The organism is Bordetella genomosp. 1 (assembly GCF_002261335.1).
Classification (GTDB): Bacteria; Pseudomonadota; Gammaproteobacteria; order Burkholderiales; family Burkholderiaceae_B; genus Bordetella.
In genome coordinates this window covers 108,989-126,305 of the sequence record NZ_NEVL01000001.1, presented here as the reverse complement: position 1 = coordinate 126,305, position 17,317 = coordinate 108,989, and the positions used below count along the sequence as shown (strand labels likewise).

General features: G+C 69.4%; 15 protein-coding genes. 11 read left to right on the top strand and 4 right to left on the bottom strand.

Annotation, left to right across the window (positions count from 1 at the left end):
* Nucleotides 1-31 precede the first annotated feature (31 nt).
* Nucleotides 32-667 carry a thiol:disulfide interchange protein DsbA/DsbL gene (locus CEG14_RS00545; RefSeq protein WP_094824410.1) on the top strand — a complete coding sequence of 212 codons (636 nt, stop codon included), beginning with the start codon at nt 32-34 and terminating at the stop codon, nt 665-667.
* Between the two features lie 70 nt (nt 668-737).
* Here the strand turns inward: CEG14_RS00545 and metC are convergent, their stop codons facing one another.
* Entirely contained in the window at nt 738-1,931 is a 1,194-nt protein-coding gene (gene metC / locus CEG14_RS00540; RefSeq protein WP_094824409.1) for a cystathionine beta-lyase, read from the bottom strand.
* 224 nt (nt 1,932-2,155) lie between these two features.
* On the opposite strand from metC, the gene CEG14_RS00535 reads away from it, so the two are divergent.
* Nucleotides 2,156-2,842: a lipopolysaccharide kinase InaA family protein gene (locus tag CEG14_RS00535; RefSeq protein ID WP_179280518.1), complete on the top strand. Its 687-nt coding sequence runs from the start codon at nt 2,156-2,158 to the stop codon at nt 2,840-2,842.
* Between the two features lie 2 nt (nt 2,843-2,844).
* On the opposite strand, the gene CEG14_RS00530 is transcribed toward CEG14_RS00535, so the two are convergent.
* Complete coding sequence (locus tag CEG14_RS00530) at nt 2,845-3,540, bottom strand: nitroreductase (RefSeq protein ID WP_094824407.1); 696 nt, start codon at nt 3,538-3,540, stop codon at nt 2,845-2,847.
* Nucleotides 3,541-3,651: 111 nt separating this feature from the next.
* On the opposite strand from CEG14_RS00530, the gene CEG14_RS00525 reads away from it, so the two are divergent.
* Nucleotides 3,652-4,278: a LysE family translocator gene (locus CEG14_RS00525; protein WP_094824406.1), complete on the top strand. Its 627-nt coding sequence runs from the start codon at nt 3,652-3,654 to the stop codon at nt 4,276-4,278.
* A gap of 61 nt (nt 4,279-4,339) precedes the next feature.
* On the opposite strand, the gene CEG14_RS00520 is transcribed toward CEG14_RS00525, so the two are convergent.
* Nucleotides 4,340-5,404 carry an MBL fold metallo-hydrolase gene (locus CEG14_RS00520; protein WP_094824405.1) on the bottom strand — a complete coding sequence of 355 codons (1,065 nt, stop codon included), beginning with the start codon at nt 5,402-5,404 and terminating at the stop codon, nt 4,340-4,342.
* A gap of 73 nt (nt 5,405-5,477) precedes the next feature.
* On the opposite strand from CEG14_RS00520, the gene CEG14_RS00515 reads away from it, so the two are divergent.
* The 6 genes from CEG14_RS00515 to CEG14_RS00490 all read left to right on the top strand — a co-directional run bounded on the left by CEG14_RS00515 (nt 5,478) and on the right by CEG14_RS00490 (nt 14,198).
* On the top strand, nt 5,478-5,858 hold the full coding sequence (locus tag CEG14_RS00515; RefSeq protein ID WP_094824404.1) for a MerR family transcriptional regulator: 381 nt from the start codon (nt 5,478-5,480) through the stop codon (nt 5,856-5,858).
* 262 nt (nt 5,859-6,120) lie between these two features.
* Nucleotides 6,121-7,299 (top strand): isovaleryl-CoA dehydrogenase, encoded by a 1,179-nt coding sequence (locus tag CEG14_RS00510; RefSeq protein ID WP_094824403.1) that lies wholly within the window; start codon nt 6,121-6,123, stop codon nt 7,297-7,299.
* A 7-nt stretch (nt 7,300-7,306) separates the two neighbouring features.
* Nucleotides 7,307-9,121 carry a bifunctional isocitrate dehydrogenase kinase/phosphatase gene (gene aceK, locus CEG14_RS00505; RefSeq protein ID WP_094824402.1) on the top strand — a complete coding sequence of 605 codons (1,815 nt, stop codon included), beginning with the start codon at nt 7,307-7,309 and terminating at the stop codon, nt 9,119-9,121.
* A gap of 37 nt (nt 9,122-9,158) precedes the next feature.
* The gene (locus CEG14_RS00500; RefSeq protein WP_094824401.1) at nt 9,159-10,340 is read left to right on the top strand and encodes an acetyl-CoA C-acetyltransferase; all 1,182 of its coding nucleotides are present in this window, start codon (nt 9,159-9,161) and stop codon (nt 10,338-10,340) included.
* A gap of 155 nt (nt 10,341-10,495) precedes the next feature.
* A complete protein-coding gene (locus CEG14_RS00495) occupies nt 10,496-12,103 on the top strand; it encodes a carboxyl transferase domain-containing protein (protein WP_094824400.1) in 1,608 nt (535 codons plus the stop codon).
* A 58-nt stretch (nt 12,104-12,161) separates the two neighbouring features.
* Nucleotides 12,162-14,198 carry an acetyl/propionyl/methylcrotonyl-CoA carboxylase subunit alpha gene (locus tag CEG14_RS00490; protein WP_094824399.1) on the top strand — a complete coding sequence of 679 codons (2,037 nt, stop codon included), beginning with the start codon at nt 12,162-12,164 and terminating at the stop codon, nt 14,196-14,198.
* A 31-nt stretch (nt 14,199-14,229) separates the two neighbouring features.
* Here the strand turns inward: CEG14_RS00490 and CEG14_RS00485 are convergent, their stop codons facing one another.
* Complete coding sequence (locus tag CEG14_RS00485; RefSeq protein ID WP_094824398.1) at nt 14,230-15,120, bottom strand: LysR family transcriptional regulator; 891 nt, start codon at nt 15,118-15,120, stop codon at nt 14,230-14,232.
* A gap of 138 nt (nt 15,121-15,258) precedes the next feature.
* On the opposite strand from CEG14_RS00485, the gene CEG14_RS00480 reads away from it, so the two are divergent.
* Complete coding sequence (locus tag CEG14_RS00480) at nt 15,259-16,104, top strand: amidohydrolase family protein (protein ID WP_094824397.1); 846 nt, start codon at nt 15,259-15,261, stop codon at nt 16,102-16,104.
* Entirely contained in the window at nt 16,101-17,078 is a 978-nt protein-coding gene (locus tag CEG14_RS00475) for a tripartite tricarboxylate transporter substrate binding protein (RefSeq protein ID WP_094824396.1), read from the top strand. Before CEG14_RS00480 ends, CEG14_RS00475 begins: the two co-directional genes overlap by 4 nt.
* Nucleotides 17,079-17,317: the final 239 nt, after the last annotated feature.

Below are 17,317 nucleotides of genomic sequence, written 5' to 3'. Positions count from 1 at the left end.
CCAGTCACACTCTTTCTCAGGAAAACGCTCGATGCAGTCCACTCTGTTCTCCCGCCTGCTGGCCGTCACCGCCCTGGCCGCGGCGAGCCTGTTCGCCCCCGTCAGCCAGGCACAGGGCACCGCGCAGCAATACGTGGCGATCAACCCGCCGCTGCCGTCCGACACCCCGGGCAAGATCGAAGTCCTGGAGTTCTTCGCCTACTCGTGCCCCCACTGCGCCGCCATGCAGCCCATGGTCGAAGACTGGGCCAAGACCAAGCCCGCCGACGTGGTGCTCAAGCAGGTGCCGATCGCCTTCAACGCCGGCATGAAGCCGCTGCAGCAGCTGTACTACACGCTGGCCGCGCTCGATCGCCTCGACCTGAACGACAAGGTGTTCGCCGCGATCCACGGCGAGCGCAAGCGCCTGTTCGACAAGAAGGCGATGGGTGAATGGGCCGCCGCGCAAGGCGTCGACCGCGCCCGCTTCGACGCCGTGTTCGATTCGTTCAGCGTGCAGACCCAGGTCGAACGCGCCAACCAGCTGGCCCAGGCCTACCGCATCGAGGGCACGCCCTCGTTCGCCGTCGGCGGCAAGTTCATGACCTCGCCGGTCCTGGCGGGCAACAGCTACGAGGGCGCGATCAAGGAGATCGACCGCCTGATCCCGCTGGCGCGCGCCCAGTAAGCCGTTTCGCGCGCAACAAAAAAGGCGGGTGCAGCGATGCACCCGCCTTTTTCTTTGGCGCCGCGCGGCCTCAGCCTGCCGCGCGCGCCAGGGCCTGGCCCAGGTCGGCGATCACGTCGGCCGGCGATTCCAGGCCGATGTGCAGGCGCACCAGCGCGTCGCTGCCGCCCTTCCAGTAGGCATGGCGCGCCAGCTCGCCCGGCGTGACCAGCTGCACCAGGCTTTCGAAGCCGCCCCACGAGAAGCCGATGCCGAACAGGGTGAGTGCGTCGACGAAGCGGCGCGCCTGGGCCGGATCGAAGCGCAGTTGCACCGCCAGCATGCCGTTCGAGCCGGTGCAGTCGCGCTGCCACAGCGCGTGGCCGGCGTCGCCGGGCCAGGCCGGGTGGTAGATATGCGCCACCTCGGGCCGGGCCGCCAGGAACTCGCACACCTGCAGCGCGTGGCGGGCGTGTTCGTTCATGCGGATCGGCATGGTGCGCACGCCGCGCAGCGCCAGCCAGGCGTCGTCGGCGCTCACCGAATAGCCCATGGCGTACTGGGTGCGGTTCAGGCGGCGGGCGATGGTCTCGTCGTTGGTGACCACGGCGCCCAGCATCAGGTCGGAGTGGCCGCCCACGTATTTGGTGCCCGCGATGACCGACACCTGCGCGCCCAGCGTGAGCGGGCGGTAGATATAGCCCGAGCCCCAGGTGTTGTCGGTGACCAGGATCAGCTTGTGCTTGCGCGCGAAGTCGGCGAGACGCGGCATGTCGAGCATCTCGAACAGCAGCGAGCCCGGCGCCTCCACGTACAGCATGCGGGTGTTGGGCCGCACCAGGGCGTCGAGGTCTTCGGTGGCGTGGAAGTAGGTGGTCTGGATGCCCATGCGCTCCAGCACCGCGGCGTCGAGCTCGCGCACCGGACCATAGACGCAGTCCGCCACCAGCGCGTGTTCGCCGGCCGAGAGCAGGGCCATCATGGCCATCGTGATGCCGGCCAGGCCCGAGGGCGCCAGGTAGCAGTGCGTGCCGCCTTCGAGCTCGCAGAACACCTGTTCCAGCGCGGCGTGCGTATCCATGCCCATGCGGCCGTAGGTGGCGGCGCGTTCGCCCGCGCCCTTGCGCTTCTGGGTGGCCTCGAGCGCGGCGAGGTTCTGGAACCGCACGGTGCTGGCGCGCATCGAGGGCAGGTTCACCGGCGCCGCGCCCGTGGCGGGATCAAACGGGGCGGTGCCCATGTGCTGCAACAGGGTATCGATGTGGTGGGACGAGTCGTTGGACATGGCGGAATAGTGTGGCGAGAGACAGACACCTGTGGCGGAATCTGCGGTTTTTCAGGCGAAAAAAGCGCGAATAGGAAGCGGTTACGGCGATTCGCCGTCGTCTATTTCAAAAGTATTACATAATGTGCCGCATCACCCCGGCAGCACAGGCGCGGCCCGGATGCCCCAAGAGGGTACCCCATCGCCCGCCCAAGACAAGCTGCCCTTTCCCGGAGACTTCTTTCATGACGCGCGACGCCACCACCCCCTCGCTGGACTTCTGGTGGACCGTGCAGGGCGAATGGGCCGAGCCGCCCAATTACCGCCGCGGCGGCATGAGCGGCGTGCAACGCGTCACGCTGGAAGATGGCAACGCCTACTACGTGAAGCGGCAGCACAACTTCCTGTTCCGCTCGCTGCGCTATCCGCTGGGCGCGCCCACGCTGCTGCGCGAATGGAACAACCTGCAGACCTTCGCGCGGCTGGGCGTGCCGACCGCGCCGGGCGTGGCCTTCGACATGCGCCGCGAGGCCGACGGCTGGCATGCCATGCTGGTCACCCGCGCGCTCGACGGCTACATCAGCCTCGAAGAGGGCTTCTCCTGTCATCGCTGGGACGAGCCCGAGCGCGCCCGCATCCTGACGCACGTGCTGGACGCGCTGGCGCCGCTGCACAGCGCCAGCCGCAAGCACGGCCACCTGTATCCCAAGGAAGTGTTCGTGCGGCCCGAGGCCGACACGGTGCACGTGGCACTGCTCGACCTGGAGCTGAGCCGGCGCCATCTGTCGCGCCAGCGCGCCGCCCGCTCGGACCTGCGCCGCCTGGTCAACGCGCTGCTCGACCGCGGCCTGGCCCAGAGCGAGTTCGAACTGATGCGCGACGCCTACGCCCGCAAGGGCATGCCGCTGCCGGGCGACTTCAACCGCCACTGAGTTCAGTCGTCGCGCCAGCTCACCAGCTCGTCGAGCGGGGCGCGGCGGGTGCGATAGCCATTGGCCGGATGGGCCGTGTCTTCATAGCCGAACGAGATCGCGCACACCACCTTGTGGCTGTCGGGCAGGTCGAGTTGCGCGCGCAACAGTTCGGGATACATGGCCAGCGATGCCTGCGGCACGGTCGCCACGCCCAGGGCCTGGGCCGCGAGCAGAAAGTCGGCCACGTAGCCGCCGCAATCGATCGCGCCATAGACCCCGAGCTCGGCATCCGAGGTGATCACCGCCACGTGGGGCGCATCGAACAGCGCGAAGTTGCGCAGCTCCTGGCGCCGGTAGGCCTCGCGGTCGCCGCGCGGCACGCCGACCGCGCCGTAGAGCTGGAACCCGGATTCGCGGCGCCGCGCCAGGTATTCGTCGCGATACTGCGCCGGAAAGTCGAAGTCGGGCGCGAACGCGGCGCCTTCGGTGGCACGCGCCAGCAGCGCCTCGCGCAGCCGGTCGCGCGCGGCGCCGCTCGCGATCGTCACGCGCCAGGGCTGGCAGTTGCACCAGGAGGCCGTGCGCTGCGCCAGCGCCAGGATGCGCTCGATCACGGCCCGCGGCACGGGCTCGGGCCGGAAGGCGCGGCAGCTGTGGCGTTCGGTGAGCAGGCGCTCGAGCACGGCATCGGGCGGGCTGTCCGGGCGAGCATTCATGACGTCTCCTGTGAGGTGCGCGGCTGCGCGGCGTTTGACCGTATCATGCCAGCAGCCCGCGCCGCGCGCAGCGCCCGCGGGCGCCGATCTGTTCATTGAGCGAACCTCACCATGCCCACTCCGGATACCCTCATCGCATTCTTCGGCATCGCCGTGCTGCTGGCGCTCACGCCCGGCCCGGACAACGTCTTCGTGCTGATGCAGTCGGCCCTGTGGGGCCGGCGCGCCGGCATGCTGGTGGTGCTCGGCCTGTGCACCGGCCTGCTGGGCCACACGGCCGCCGTGGCGGTCGGCCTGGCCGCCGTGTTCGCCGCCTCGCCGCTGGCCTTCACGGCGCTCAAGCTGGCGGGCGCCGCCTATCTGCTCTATCTGGCGTGGCAGGTGCTGCGCGCGCCCGTGGGCACGAACGACGCCGCCCGGCCCGCGCGATTGCCGGGGGCCGCGCTCTATCGGCGCGGCATCATCATGAACCTCACCAACCCCAAGGTGCTGCTGTTCTTCTTCGCCTTCCTGCCGCAGTTCACCCGGCCCGACGCGGGCCCGCTGGCCACGCAGATCGCGGTCTTCGGTGCGGTGTTCATGGTGGCGACCCTGCTGGTGTTCGGCGCGATCGCCTTCTTCTCGGGCGCGTTCGGCGAGCTGCTGCAGCGCTCGCCCAATGCGCAACGCTGGCTCAATCGGGTGGCCGGCATCGTGTTCATCGGACTCGCCGTGCGGCTGGCCACGGCCAGCCGCTGAGGCCAAGAAAAAGGCCTGCGGATGCAGGCCTTCATGCCGGCAGACGGCGGACGCCGCCGGCTCAGGTCCGCGTGAAGCGCACGATGCCGTCGGCATCGGTATGGCGGCTGAGCTTGCCCTCGAAATAGAGCGCATGCAGGTGCGCCAGCGCCTCGCCCATGGCGAAGGTGAGCTGGTGCAGATCGAGCTTGCGGCGGAACATCACCGGCACGATGTCGGTGGTGGACTGCGGCGTCGCACAGGCCTGCAGCACTTCGGCCAGGCGCTCCGCGTGGTGCGCGTGCTGCTGGGCGATGCGCTCGTGCAGGCCGCGGAACGGCCGGCCGTGCGAGGGCAGCACCAGCGTGTCCTCGGCGATGCCCTCGTAATGGTCGAGCGAGCGCAGGTAGAGCGGCAGCGGATTCGCGTCGGGCTCGTAGTCGAACACGCTCACGTTGGTGGAGATGCGCGGCAGCACCATGTCGCCCGAGATCAGCACGCCCAGCGCATCGCACTGGAACGACATGTGTTCGGGCGCGTGGCCATAGCCTACGATGGCGCGCCAGCCGTGCGCGCCGATGCGCAGCACGTCGCCGTCGAGCACCCGCGTGTAGCGGCGCGGCATCGACGGCACCAGGCCGGGGTAATAGTTGGCGCGCTGGCGGATCTGCTCCTGCGCCTCGGGATCGAGCAGGCCATGGCGGGCGAAGTGCTCGACGGCGGCCTGGCCGCCGGGGCCGGCGCCCGCATCCCCGCGGCGCGACGACCAGAGCACCGCCACCATGTAGTCGGTCATGCTCATCCACAGCTCGGCGTTCCAGCGCTCGCAGAGCCAGTCGGCCAGGCCGACGTGGTCGGGATGCATGTGCGTGACCAGCACCCGCAGCACGGGCAGGCCCTCGAGCTCGTGCTCGAACACGTCCTCCCAGCGCGCCTTGACCTCGTCGCGCGAGATGCCGCAGTCGACCACCGTCCAGCCGGCGCGGCCATCGCGCTCGTCGCGGATCAGCCAGAGGTTGATATGGTCGAGCGCGAACGGCAGCGGCATGCGCAACCACTTCACGCCGGGCGCCACCTCGAGCGCGCGGCCCGGTTCGGGCTGGGTGTCGCCCCAGGGGTAGGCCAGTTTGCTTTCGTTGGGATTCATCGGCTGTCTCTTCCAGCTTGACGGTGGCATCGAACCATCATAATTTACGTTTACGTAAACTGCCACACGCCGCATGCCCTCGTCAACCTGGACCATCTCGGAGCTCGCCCGCGAGTTCGACATCACGCCCCGCACGATCCGCTTCTACGAGGATCAGGGCATCGTGAGCCCGCTGCGCGAAGGTCGCAACCGCGTCTACGGCGCGCGCGACCGCACGCGCCTCAAGCTCGCGTTGCGCGGCAAGCGGCTGGGCCTGCAGCTCGCGGAGATCGTCAGTCTCATCGATATGTACGACGGCCCGGGCGACACCGAACCGCAGCTGCGCCAGTACCTCAGCGTGCTGGACGAGCACCGCGCGATGCTGGAACAGCAGCGCCGCGACATCGACGAAACCCTGCAGGAGATCGCGCAGCAGGAGGCCGATTGCCGCGCCCTGCTGGCGCGCCTGGGCTGAGCCACCGGCCGCCCGCCTTCCCGTCCATCCCATGGTCAGCGTGCGGCCGTGCCGGCGGCCGGCCCACGCCCTGGCGCCCCGCGCCGCGCGCCACGGTTACGGGAAAACCCGAGTGATCTTTACGTTTACGTAAACGTTATATTTGCACTGCATCATTGCCCGAGCGCCCGCCGCCGGCGCATCATGATCCTGCGGGATCCGCGCTCCGGCACGGGACCAGCCCGCCACCAGAATGTGGGTATTCACTATCACGGAGACACCCATGGATATTCCCGGCCTGAATTTTGATCTGGGCGAAGACCTGGACATGCTGCGCGACGCGGTGCGCAATTTCGCGCAGACCGAGATCGCGCCGCGCGCCGCCGAGATCGACCGCGACGACCAATTCCCGATGGACCTGTGGCGCAAGTTCGGCGACCTCGGCGTGCTCGGCATGACGGTGAGCGAAGAATACGGCGGCACCGCCCTGGGCTATCTCGCCCACATGGTGGTGATGGAAGAAATCTCGCGCGCCAGCGCCTCGGTGGCGCTCTCCTACGGCGCGCACTCCAACCTGTGCGTGAACCAGATCCACCGCAACGGCACGGAAGCGCAGAAGGCGCGCTACCTGCCCAAGCTGATCTCCGGCGAGCACGTGGGCGCGCTGGCGATGAGCGAGCCGGGCGCCGGCTCCGACGTGGTCAGCATGCGGCTGCGCGCCGACAAGAAGGGCGACCGCTACGTGCTCAACGGCACCAAGATGTGGATCACCAACGGCCCCGACGCCGACACCCTGGTGGTCTATGCCAAGACGGACCCCGAGGCCAACCAGCGCGGCATCACGGCATTCCTGGTGGAGAAGGGCTTCAAGGGGTTCTCGATCGCGCAGAAGCTCGACAAGTTGGGCATGCGCGGCAGCCACACCGGCGAGCTGGTATTCCAGGATTGCGAGGTGCCCGAGGAGAACGTGCTGGGCCAGCTCAATGCCGGCGTGAAGGTGCTGATGAGCGGCCTCGATTACGAACGCGCCGTGCTGTCCGGGGGCCCGCTGGGCATCATGCAGGCCGTGATGGACGTGGTGGTGCCCTATGTGCACGACCGCAAGCAGTTCGGCCAGGCCATCGGCGAGTTCCAGCTGATCCAGGGCAAGATCGCCGACATGTATACCTCGCTGCAGGCGAGCCGCGCCTTTGCCTACACCGTGGGCAAGAACCTCGACCGCCTGGGCCGCGAGCACGTGCGCCAGGTGCGCAAGGACTGCGCGGCGCTGATCCTGTACACGGCCGAGAAGGCCACCTGGATGGCCGGCGAGGGCATCCAGCTGCTGGGCGGCAACGGCTACATCAACGAGTATCCGGTGGGCCGCATGTGGCGCGACGCCAAGCTGTACGAGATCGGCGCCGGCACGAGCGAGATCCGCCGCATGCTGATCGGCCGCGAACTCTTCGCCGAGACGGCCTGACCCTGCCATGAGCGCCTCGGGCGACCTGCTGCGCATCGAACCGGCTCCGGCGCCCGCGCCGGAGCCGTCGGTGCTGGCGCGCCTGATCCTGGCGGGCTTCGACCGCCACTACGCGCTGTTCCGCTACAGCGCGCAGCGCGCCAAGGCGCTGTTCGAGTCGGGCGACTGGCACGGCATCGCCCAGCTCTCGCGCGAGCGCATCGAGTATTACGACATGCGCGTGCGCGAGTGCGCGCACCAGGCCGAACAGGCGCTCGCCGCCTGCGCCGCGCAGGCCGATGCGGCCGCCGACACGGCCTTCTGGCAGGCGGTGCGCCAGGAATACGTGACCCTGCTGGCCGGTCATCGCCAGCCCGAATGCGCCGAGACCTTCTACAACTCGGTGTCGTGCCGGGTGCTGCACCGCGACTACTTCCACAACGATTTCCTGTTCGTGCGGCCGGCGGTCGCCACCGATTACCTCGACAGCCGGCTGCCGGCCTGGCGGGTGCAGTATCCGCTCACCGACGGCCTGCAGGCCTGCCTGGTGCGGATGGTGGCCGAGTACGGCCTGGCGCTGCCCTATGCCGACCTGCCGCGCGACGTGCGGCTGCTGGCGCGCAGCGCGGTCCGGCGGTTGCGCGCGCAACTGCCGCGCCGGGGCGCGCCCCGACTGGCGCCCGACTGCCAGATCCAGACGCTCTCGACGCTGTTCTTCCGCAATACCACCGCCTACATCGTGGGCCGCGTGGTGAACCAGGGCATGGTGCATCCGTTTGCGGTGGCGCTGGTGCGCAACGCCGCCGGCCAGGTCGAGCTCGACGCGCTGCTGATGGGCGTGGACGATCTCTCCGCGTTGTTTTCGTTCACGCGGGCCTATTTTCTGGTGGACACCGAAACGCCGTCGGCCGTGGTGGACTTCCTGGCGAGCCTGGTGCCGCGCAAGCCCAAGGCCGAGCTCTACACCATGATCGGCCTGCAGAAGCAGGGCAAGACGCTGTTCTATCGCGACTTCCTGCAGCACCTCGCGCACTCGCACGACGTGTTCGATCTCGCCCCGGGCATCCCGGGCATGGTGATGTGCGTGTTCACCTTGCCCTCGTATCCCTACGTGTTCAAGCTGATCCGCGACCGTATCGAGAAGGATGGCATGACGCCGGCCACGGTGCGGCGCAAGTACCAGATGGTGAAGCTGCACGACCGGGTCGGCCGGCTGGCCGACACCTGGGAGTATTCGCAGGTGGCCCTGCCGCGCGCGCGCTTCGCGCCGCGCCTGCTCGACACGCTGCGCGCCGCCGTGCCCAGCCTGCTCGAGGAGTCGGCCGACACCATCATCATCCGCCACGTCTACATCGAGCGCCGCATGACGCCGCTCAATCTCTACCTGCGCCAGGCGTCCGATACGCACGTGGACGGCGCCGTGCGCGAGTACGGCGATGCGATCCGCCAGCTCGCGAGCGCCAACATCTTTCCGGGCGACATGCTCTACAAGAACTTCGGCGTGACCCGGCTGGGCCGCGTGGTGTTCTACGACTACGACGAGATCCAGCGCCTGACCGAAATGCAGTTCCGTGCCATCCCGCCCGCGCCCGACGAGCAGGCCGAGCTTGCCGACGAACCCTGGTATTCGGTCGGTCCCAATGATGTCTTTCCCGAGGAGTTCAGCCAGTTCCTGCTGGGCGACCCGCGCGTGCGGAGCGCCTTCATGCGTCACCATGCCGAGCTGCTCGCGCCGGCGTGGTGGCAGGCCTGCCAGGCGCGCGTCGCGCACGGCAGGATCGACGATTTTTTCCCTTACGATACCGACAGGCGTCTGCGGTCCGAAGCGGCGCACGCCGCCTGATCCGCCTTCATCCGTCCTCGATTTTTAGGAGCAAGTCATGTCCGATCCCATTGTCATTGTTTCCGTTGCCCGTACCCCGATGGGCGGCATGCTGGGCAGCCTGTCCGGCCTGGCCGCGCACGAGCTGGGCGCCGTCGCCATCAAGGCGGCCGTCGAGCGTGCCGGCATCAAGCCCGAACAGGTCGATGAAGTCATCATGGGCAACGTGCTGCAGGCCGGCCAGGGCCAGGCGCCCGCCCGCCAGGCCGCGCTCGGCGCGGGGCTGCCGCATTCGGTGGGCTGCACCACGATCCACAAGGTGTGCGGCTCGGGCCTGAAGGCCGCGATGTTCGGCGCCGACCTGCTGACCGCGGGCTCGGTCGACGTGGTGGTGGCCGGCGGCCAGGAAAGCATGAGCAACGCGCCGTACCTGCTGCTCAAGGGGCGCCAGGGCTACCGCTACGGCCACAACACCGTGTACGACCACATGGCGCTCGACGGCCTCGAAGACGCCTACGATCGCGGCAAGGCCATGGGCGTGTTCGCCGAGGATTGCGCCGGCAAGTACAGCTTCACGCGCGAACAGCAGGACGCCTTCTCGCTCGAATCGCTGCGCCGCGCCCGCGCCGCTACCGAAGACGGCAGCTTCAAGTGGGAGATCGCGCCCGTCACGGTCGCCGGCAAGAAGGGCGACGTGGTGATCGATACCGACGAGGCCCCGCAAAAAGCCATGCCGGAGAAGATTCCCTCGCTCAAGCCGGCCTTCAAGAAAGACGGCACGGTGACCGCCGCCAACTCCTCGTCGATCTCCGACGGCGCCGCGGCAATGGTGCTGATGCGCGCGTCCACCGCCGAGAAGCTCGGCGTCAAGCCGCTGGCCCGCATCGTGGCCAAGACCCAGTTCTCGCACGAGCCGCAGTGGTTCACGACCGCCCCGGTCGGCGCCCTCAAGAAGCTGTTCGAGCAGACCGGCTGGAAGGCCTCCGACGTCGATCTCTACGAGATCAACGAAGCCTTCGCCGTGGTGACCATGGCCGCGATGAAGGAATTCGACCTGCCGCACGACAAGGTCAACGTGCACGGCGGCGCCACCGCGCTGGGCCATCCGATCGGCGCTTCCGGCGCCCGCCTGGTCGCCACGCTGGTCGGCGCGCTGCACCAGAAGAAGGCCAAGCGCGGCGTCGCCACGCTGTGCATCGGCGGCGGCGAAGCCGTGGCGATGGCCATCGAAATGGTGTGATGCGGCGCGCGCCGTGCCGGTACGCCGGCGCGGCGCGCCCGTGCAGTGCAAAAGAAAGACACCGCGCGACGGGCTGCGTCCGTCAGCGCGGCGCCGAGACAAGCCGCGCCACGCCGCGGCAGCCGCAGTCCAACCTCGCAGAAACGGCAGGTTCCATGCCCATCATCGAATCCCGCATCGACCCGCGCTCGGCCGACTTTGCCGACAACGCGCGCGCCATGCAGACCGCCCTCGACGACCTCGACCGGCAACTGGCCCAGACCGCGCTGGGCGGCAACGAAGCCGCCCGCGCCAAACACGTGGCGCGCGGCAAGCTGCTGCCGCGCGACCGCGTCGAACAGCTGATCGACCCGGGCAGCCCGTTCCTCGAGCTGTCGCCGCTGGCCGGCCACGGCATGTACGAGGGCGAGGCGCCGGGCGGCGGCATCATCACCGGCGTGGGCCGCGTGGCCGGCACCGAGTGCGTGATCGTGTGCAACGACGCGACGGTCAAGGGCGGCACCTACTATCCCATCACGGTCAAGAAGCATCTGCGCGCGCAGGAGATCGCCGCGCAGAACAACCTGCCGTGCGTCTACCTGGTCGATTCGGGCGGCGCCAACCTGCCGCGCCAGGACGACGTGTTTCCGGACCGCGATCACTTCGGCCGCATCTTCTACAACCAGGCGGTGATGTCGTCGCGCGGGATCGCGCAGATCGCGGTGGTGATGGGCTCGTGCACCGCGGGCGGCGCCTATGTGCCGGCGATGAGCGACGAGTCCATCATCGTGAAGAACCAGGGCACCATCTTCCTGGGCGGGCCGCCGCTGGTGAAGGCCGCCACCGGCGAAGAAGTGAGCGCGGAAGACCTGGGCGGCGGCGACGTGCACACGCGCCTGTCGGGCGTGGCCGACCATCTCGCGGCCAACGACCTGCACGCGCTGCAGCTCGCGCGCAATGCCGTCGCGCGACTCAATCGCCGCAAGCCCGAGCAGCTCGCGCTGGCCGACGTGCGCGAGCCGCGCTACGACCCGGCCGAACTCAACGGCGTGATCCCGGCCGACACGCGCAAGCCCTACGACGTGCGCGAGGTGATCGCGCGCATCGTCGACGGCTCCGAGTTCGACGAATTCAAGTCGCGCTACGGCACCACGCTGGTGACCGGCTTCGCGCACATCCACGGCATGCCGGTGGGCATCGTGGCCAACAACGGCATCCTGTTTTCCGAGTCGGCGCAGAAGGGCGCGCACTTCATCGAGTTGTGTGCGCAACGCAAGATTCCGCTGGTGTTCCTGCAGAACATCACCGGCTTCATGGTGGGCCGCAAGTACGAGAACGAGGGCATCGCGCGCCACGGCGCCAAGATGGTGACCGCGGTCGCCACCGCCAACGTGCCGAAGTTCACGGTGCTGATCGGCGGCTCGTTCGGCGCCGGCAACTACGGCATGTGCGGCCGCGCCTATTCGCCGCGCATGCTGTTCATGTGGCCCAACGCGCGCATCTCGGTCATGGGCGGCGAACAGGCCGCCAGCGTGCTGGCCACGGTGCGGCGCGACGGCATCGAGGCGCGCGGCGGGCAATGGAGCGGCGAGGAGGAAGAGGCCTTCAAGGCGCCGATCCGCGACCAGTACGAACGCGAGGGGCATCCCTATTACGCCACGGCGCGGCTCTGGGACGACGGCATCATCGCGCCGGCCGACACCCGCCGCGTGCTGGCGCTGGCCCTGTCGGCCGCGCTCAATGCCCCCATAGAGGACACGCGGTTCGGCGTGTTCCGCATGTAACCCGCATACATCCGCATGCCGTGCGCGGCGTCTGCACGCCGCAACTGAAGGAGCCACCGTGTTCTCCACTCTGCTGATTGCCAACCGCGGCGAGATCGCCTGCCGCGTTGCCGCCACCGCGCACCGCCTGGGCCTGCGCACCGTGGCGGTGTATTCCGACGCCGACGCCAACGCGCGCCACGTGAGCGCCTGCGACAGCGCCGTCCATATCGGCGGCGCCGAGCCGCGCGCCAGCTATCTGCGCGCCGACGCCATCCTCGCGGCCGCGCGCGCCACCGGCGCGCAGGCCATCCATCCCGGCTACGGCTTCCTGTCGGAGAACGAGGCCTTCGCGCGCGCCGCCGCCGAGGCCGGCATCGTGTTCGTCGGCCCGCCCGCCAGCGCCATCGCGGCCATGGGCAGCAAGTCGGCCGCCAAGGCCCTGATGGAAACGGCCGGCGTGCCGCTGGTGCCCGGCTATCACGGCGACAACCAGGATCCCGCCTTTCTCAAGGATCAGGCCGATGCGATCGGCTATCCCGTGCTGATCAAGGCCAGCGCGGGCGGCGGCGGCAAGGGCATGCGCGTGGTGGAGTCCGGCGCGGCGTTCCTGGACGCGCTGGCCTCGTGCCAGCGCGAGGCCAGCGCCAGTTTCGGCGACGACCGCGTGCTGATCGAACGCTATCTGCAAAAGCCGCGCCACATCGAGATCCAGGTGTTCGCCGACACCCACGGCAATTGCGTCTACCTGTTCGAGCGCGACTGCTCGGTGCAGCGCCGCCACCAGAAGGTGATCGAGGAGGCGCCGGCGCCGGGCATGACCGAGGAACGGCGCCGCGCCATGGGCGAGGCCGCCTGCGCGGCGGCGCGCGCGGTGGGCTACGTGGGCGCGGGCACGGTCGAGTTCATCGCCGAGCCCGACGGCCGCTTCTACTTCATGGAAATGAACACGCGCCTGCAGGTCGAGCATCCGGTGACCGAGATGATCACCGGCCATGATCTGGTCGAATGGCAGTTGCGCGTGGCGGCGGGCGAGCCGCTGCCGGCGCGCCAGGAAGACCTGCGCATCCAGGGGCATTCGATCGAGGCGCGCATCTACGCCGAGAATCCCGAGCGCGGCTTCCTGCCGTCGATCGGCACCCTGACCTATCTGGGCCTGCCGCCGCATGCGGCCTTCGTGAACGCGCCGGTGCGCGTCGACGGCGGCGTGCGCATGGGCGACACCATCACGCCGTTCTACGACCCGATGATCGCCAAGCTCATCGTGCACGGCGCCGACCGCGACCAGGCCCGCGCCCGCATGATCCAGGCGCTGGCCCAGACGCAGGCCGTGGGCGTGCAGACCAACGTGGCCTTCCTCACGCGCCTGATGCGCGACGAGGCGTTCGCCGCGGCCGATCTCGACACCGGCCTGATCGAACGCCGCCGCGCCAGCCTGCTGCCCGACGCGCAGCCCGCCGACGCGGGCGTGATCGCGCTCGCCAGCGCGGCCGCGCTGGTGCAGCAGGGCCTCGCCGCGCCCGGATCGCAGGGCCCGCGCGCCCACGACAAAGACCCCTGGAACGCGCGCGACGGCTGGCGCCTGGGCGGCCGCTACACCCAGACGCTGCGCTGGATCGACCAGGGCGAGGCGCGCGACATCACGCTCGTGCGCCAGGGCGCAGACTGGACGCTCTCCGAAGGCGGACGCAGCCACGCGCTGCGCTGGCAGTCGCATCGCAGCGCCAATCCCGAACTCAGCTACGGCCTGCGCGTGTCGCTCGACGATCGCGAGATCACCGGCACGGTGGTGCTGCACGCGGGCCGCGCCCATGTGTTCCGCGACGGCGCCACCTTCGTGCTCGAACGCTACGACGCGCTGGCCCACGCCGACGACGCGGCCGAGGGCCACGCGGGTGGCCTCACCGCGCCCATGCCGGGCAAGATCATCGCGGTGTCGGTGAAGGCCGGCGACACGGTGGAAAAGGGGCAGGCGCTGCTGGTGATGGAGGCCATGAAGATGGAGCACACCATCGCCGCGCCAACCGCGGGCCGCGTCGAAAGCGTGAACTACGCGGTCGGCGACCAGGTGGCCGAGGGCGTGGCGCTGATCGCGCTGGCGCCGGCCGAAGGCTGACAGCCCGACCGGCGCCCGCAAGGCTGCGGCATCAGGGCGCCGGATCGAGCTCCAGGTTGCCGAACAGGTCGGCCAGCGTGGGCACCGAACGCGCCGGCCAGATCGCACTCAGGTCGAACGAGGGCAGGGCGGCGCCGTCGCGCACCTCGCAGAAGCGCACCCCGCGAAAATCGAGCGCGCGGATCCAGCTCGGCAACAACGCCACGCCGCATCCGCCCGCCACGCACGACAGCACGGTGAGCGTGCGGTTGGCCTCCTGCGCCACGAAGGGCTCCAGGCCGGCCTTGCGCATGGCGTCGAGTATCCCCGCATTGAGCACCGGCAGCTGGGCCTGCGGAAACAGCACCAGGCCGGCGCGCGCGATCTGCGCCAGCGACACGCTGCCGTCCGCCTCCACTTCGAACTCGTCGGGCACCGCCGCCACCAGGTGATCGCGCAGCAGCAGCCGCTCGCGCATGCGGCCGGCGATGGCCACGGGCGTGTGCATCAGGGCCAGGTCGATCTCGCCGCGCGCGAGCGCCTCGGCCAGCTCGGCGTTGCTCAACTCGCGCAGCACCACCCGCACGCCGGGCGCCGCGCGCCGCAGCGCGCGCAGGGCCCGCGGCAGCGTGTCGAACAATGCCGATGAGACCAGCCCCACCGTGAGCTGGCCGGCGCTGCCGCGCGCGATGTCCTGCGCGCGCTGCGCGGCCGCATCGATGCGGGTCACGCTCACCCGCACATCCTCCAGGATCGACAGCGCCGCCGGCGTGGGCCGGGCGCCGCGGCGGCTGCGTTCGAACAGCGTCACGCCCAGCTCCTTTTCCATGCGCGCGATCGATTGCGACAGCGCGGGCTGCGCGATGCCCAGCCAGTTGGCGGCGGCGCTCACGCTGCCGTGGTCGACGACGGCCAGGAAATGTCGCAGGTGCCGGGTTTCCATATTGAATCGATATGAATAAAGCGTTTTATCTGGATAGATCAATATACCTGGGTCTGCCTAGAATCCGGCCATCACAAGAATCACGAGTGCGCTCGGCCCCAGCCGCAGCACGCACCCGACGCCCCAGGAGACACCGGTTTGGCTCTCACGCCCGCCCAGCCCCGCCCGCTCAGCATCGACACGCACGCGCATGTGTTCGTGCGCGGCCTGCCGCTCGTCGGCGCGCGCCGCTACACGCCGGACTACGACGCCACGCTGGCCGACTACCTGGGCCTGCTCGACGCGCACGGCATGAGCCACGGCGTGCTGGTGCAGCCGAGCTTCCTGGGCACCGACAACAGCTTCATGCTCGCCGCGCTGGCACAGGCGCGCGGCCGGCTGCGCGGCGTGGCCGTGATTGACGCCGCCGTCACGCCGGCCGAGCTGGCCGACATGAACCTGGCGGGCGTGCGCGGCATCCGGCTCAACCTGATGGCCAAGCCCACGCCCGCGCTCACTTCGGCGCCGTGGCAGACGCTGCTGGCCGCCATCACGGCGCTGGACTGGCACGTGGAGGTGCACATGGAGGCCGCGCGCCTGCACGAGGCCGTGACGCCGCTGCTGGCCATGGGCTGCCGCGTGGTGGTGGATCATTTCGGCCGGCCGGACCCGGCCCTGGGGATCGCCGACCCGGGCTTCGGATATCTGCTCGACCAGGGCGCCAGCGGGCGTGTCTGGGTCAAGCTGGCCGCCGCCTACCGCAACTGGCGTCCCGCCGATTGCGCCGCGCTGGGCCGACAGGCTACGCATAAACTGCTGACCGCTTTCCCCGCCGACCGGCTGATGTGGGGCAGCGATTGGCCGCATACCGAGAACCGAGACCGCGCCGACTACCGTCTGGCGTGCGATTGGCTGCGCGCCTGGGTCGACGACGACACCATGCGCCATACGCTATTGGCCGCCACGCCGGCGGCACTTTTTGGCATCACAGGAGACCACCCATGACCATTCTGAACGCGCTCGCGCGCCGCGCCGTGCTTGCCGCCGGCGCCACGCTGATCGCCTCGGCCAGCGCGATGGCCGCCTATCCCGAACGCCCGGTGACGCTGGTCGTCACCTACCCGCCCGGCGGCACCGTCGACGTGGTGGCGCGCCTGATCGGCCCCAAGCTGGCGGAGAAGCTGGGCCAGTCGGTGGTGATCGAGAACCGCGGCGGCGCCGGCGGCATGATCGGCGGCGCGGCGGTGGCGCGCGCCAAGCCGGATGGCTACACCCTGATGCTGGACGCCTCCAACCACGCCCAGAACCCGGCGCTGCACAGCAAGATGCAGTTCGACACGCTGGCCGATTTCGCGCCGGTGTCGCTGCTGCTGCGCGTGCCCAACGTGCTGGTCGTCACGCCGAGCGCGCCGATCAACAGCGTGGCCGAGCTGATCAAGGCCGGCCAGGACAAGTCCAAGCCGGTGTACTTCGCCTCGGCGGGCCCGGGCTCGGCCCAGCACCTGGCGGGCGAACTGTTCAACCTGCTGGCCCACACCCATCTCGAACACGTGGCCTACAAGGGCGGCGGCCCGGCCATGGTGGACGTGATGGCGGGCCAGGTGCCGGTGATGTTCGCCAGCATGGGCTCGGCCTGGCAGCACGTGAAGAACGGCAAGCTGCGCGCCGTGGCCGTGGGCGGCGGTCAACGCTCGCCCGCCGCCCCCGACCTGCCCACGCTGGCCGAGTCGGGCGTGCCCGGCTACGAGTCGTATGAATGGAACGCCGTGTTCGCGCCGGCCGGCACGCCGCCGGAGATCCTCGACCAGGTCTCCAAGGCGCTTGCCGAAGTGCTTAAGGACCCGGCCATCGCCGCCAGCCTGGCCGGCATCGGCGCCGAGACCATCGGCTCCACCCCGGCCGACCTCGACACCTTCCGCCGCGCCGAGATCGCGAAGTGGCAGAAGGTGGTGAAGGAAGCCAACCTCAAGCTCGACTGATTTCTGCCGCCTCACCTGCAAGTTCACGCCCCGGTACGCCGGGGCGTTTTTTTTGCCTCGTCCGCCCCCTCTCAAAACGCGGCGCGCCCCACCCCAAAAAGGTGTCAGACTGCAATTAAAACAAAGGTGTCAGACTACATTTTCCGCAGCGCGCGAATGTCAAAAATGTAGTCTGACACCTTTGTTTGGACGGCGTGTCCCGCAGGCGGCCTGGTCGAAAAATGTAGTCTGACACCTTT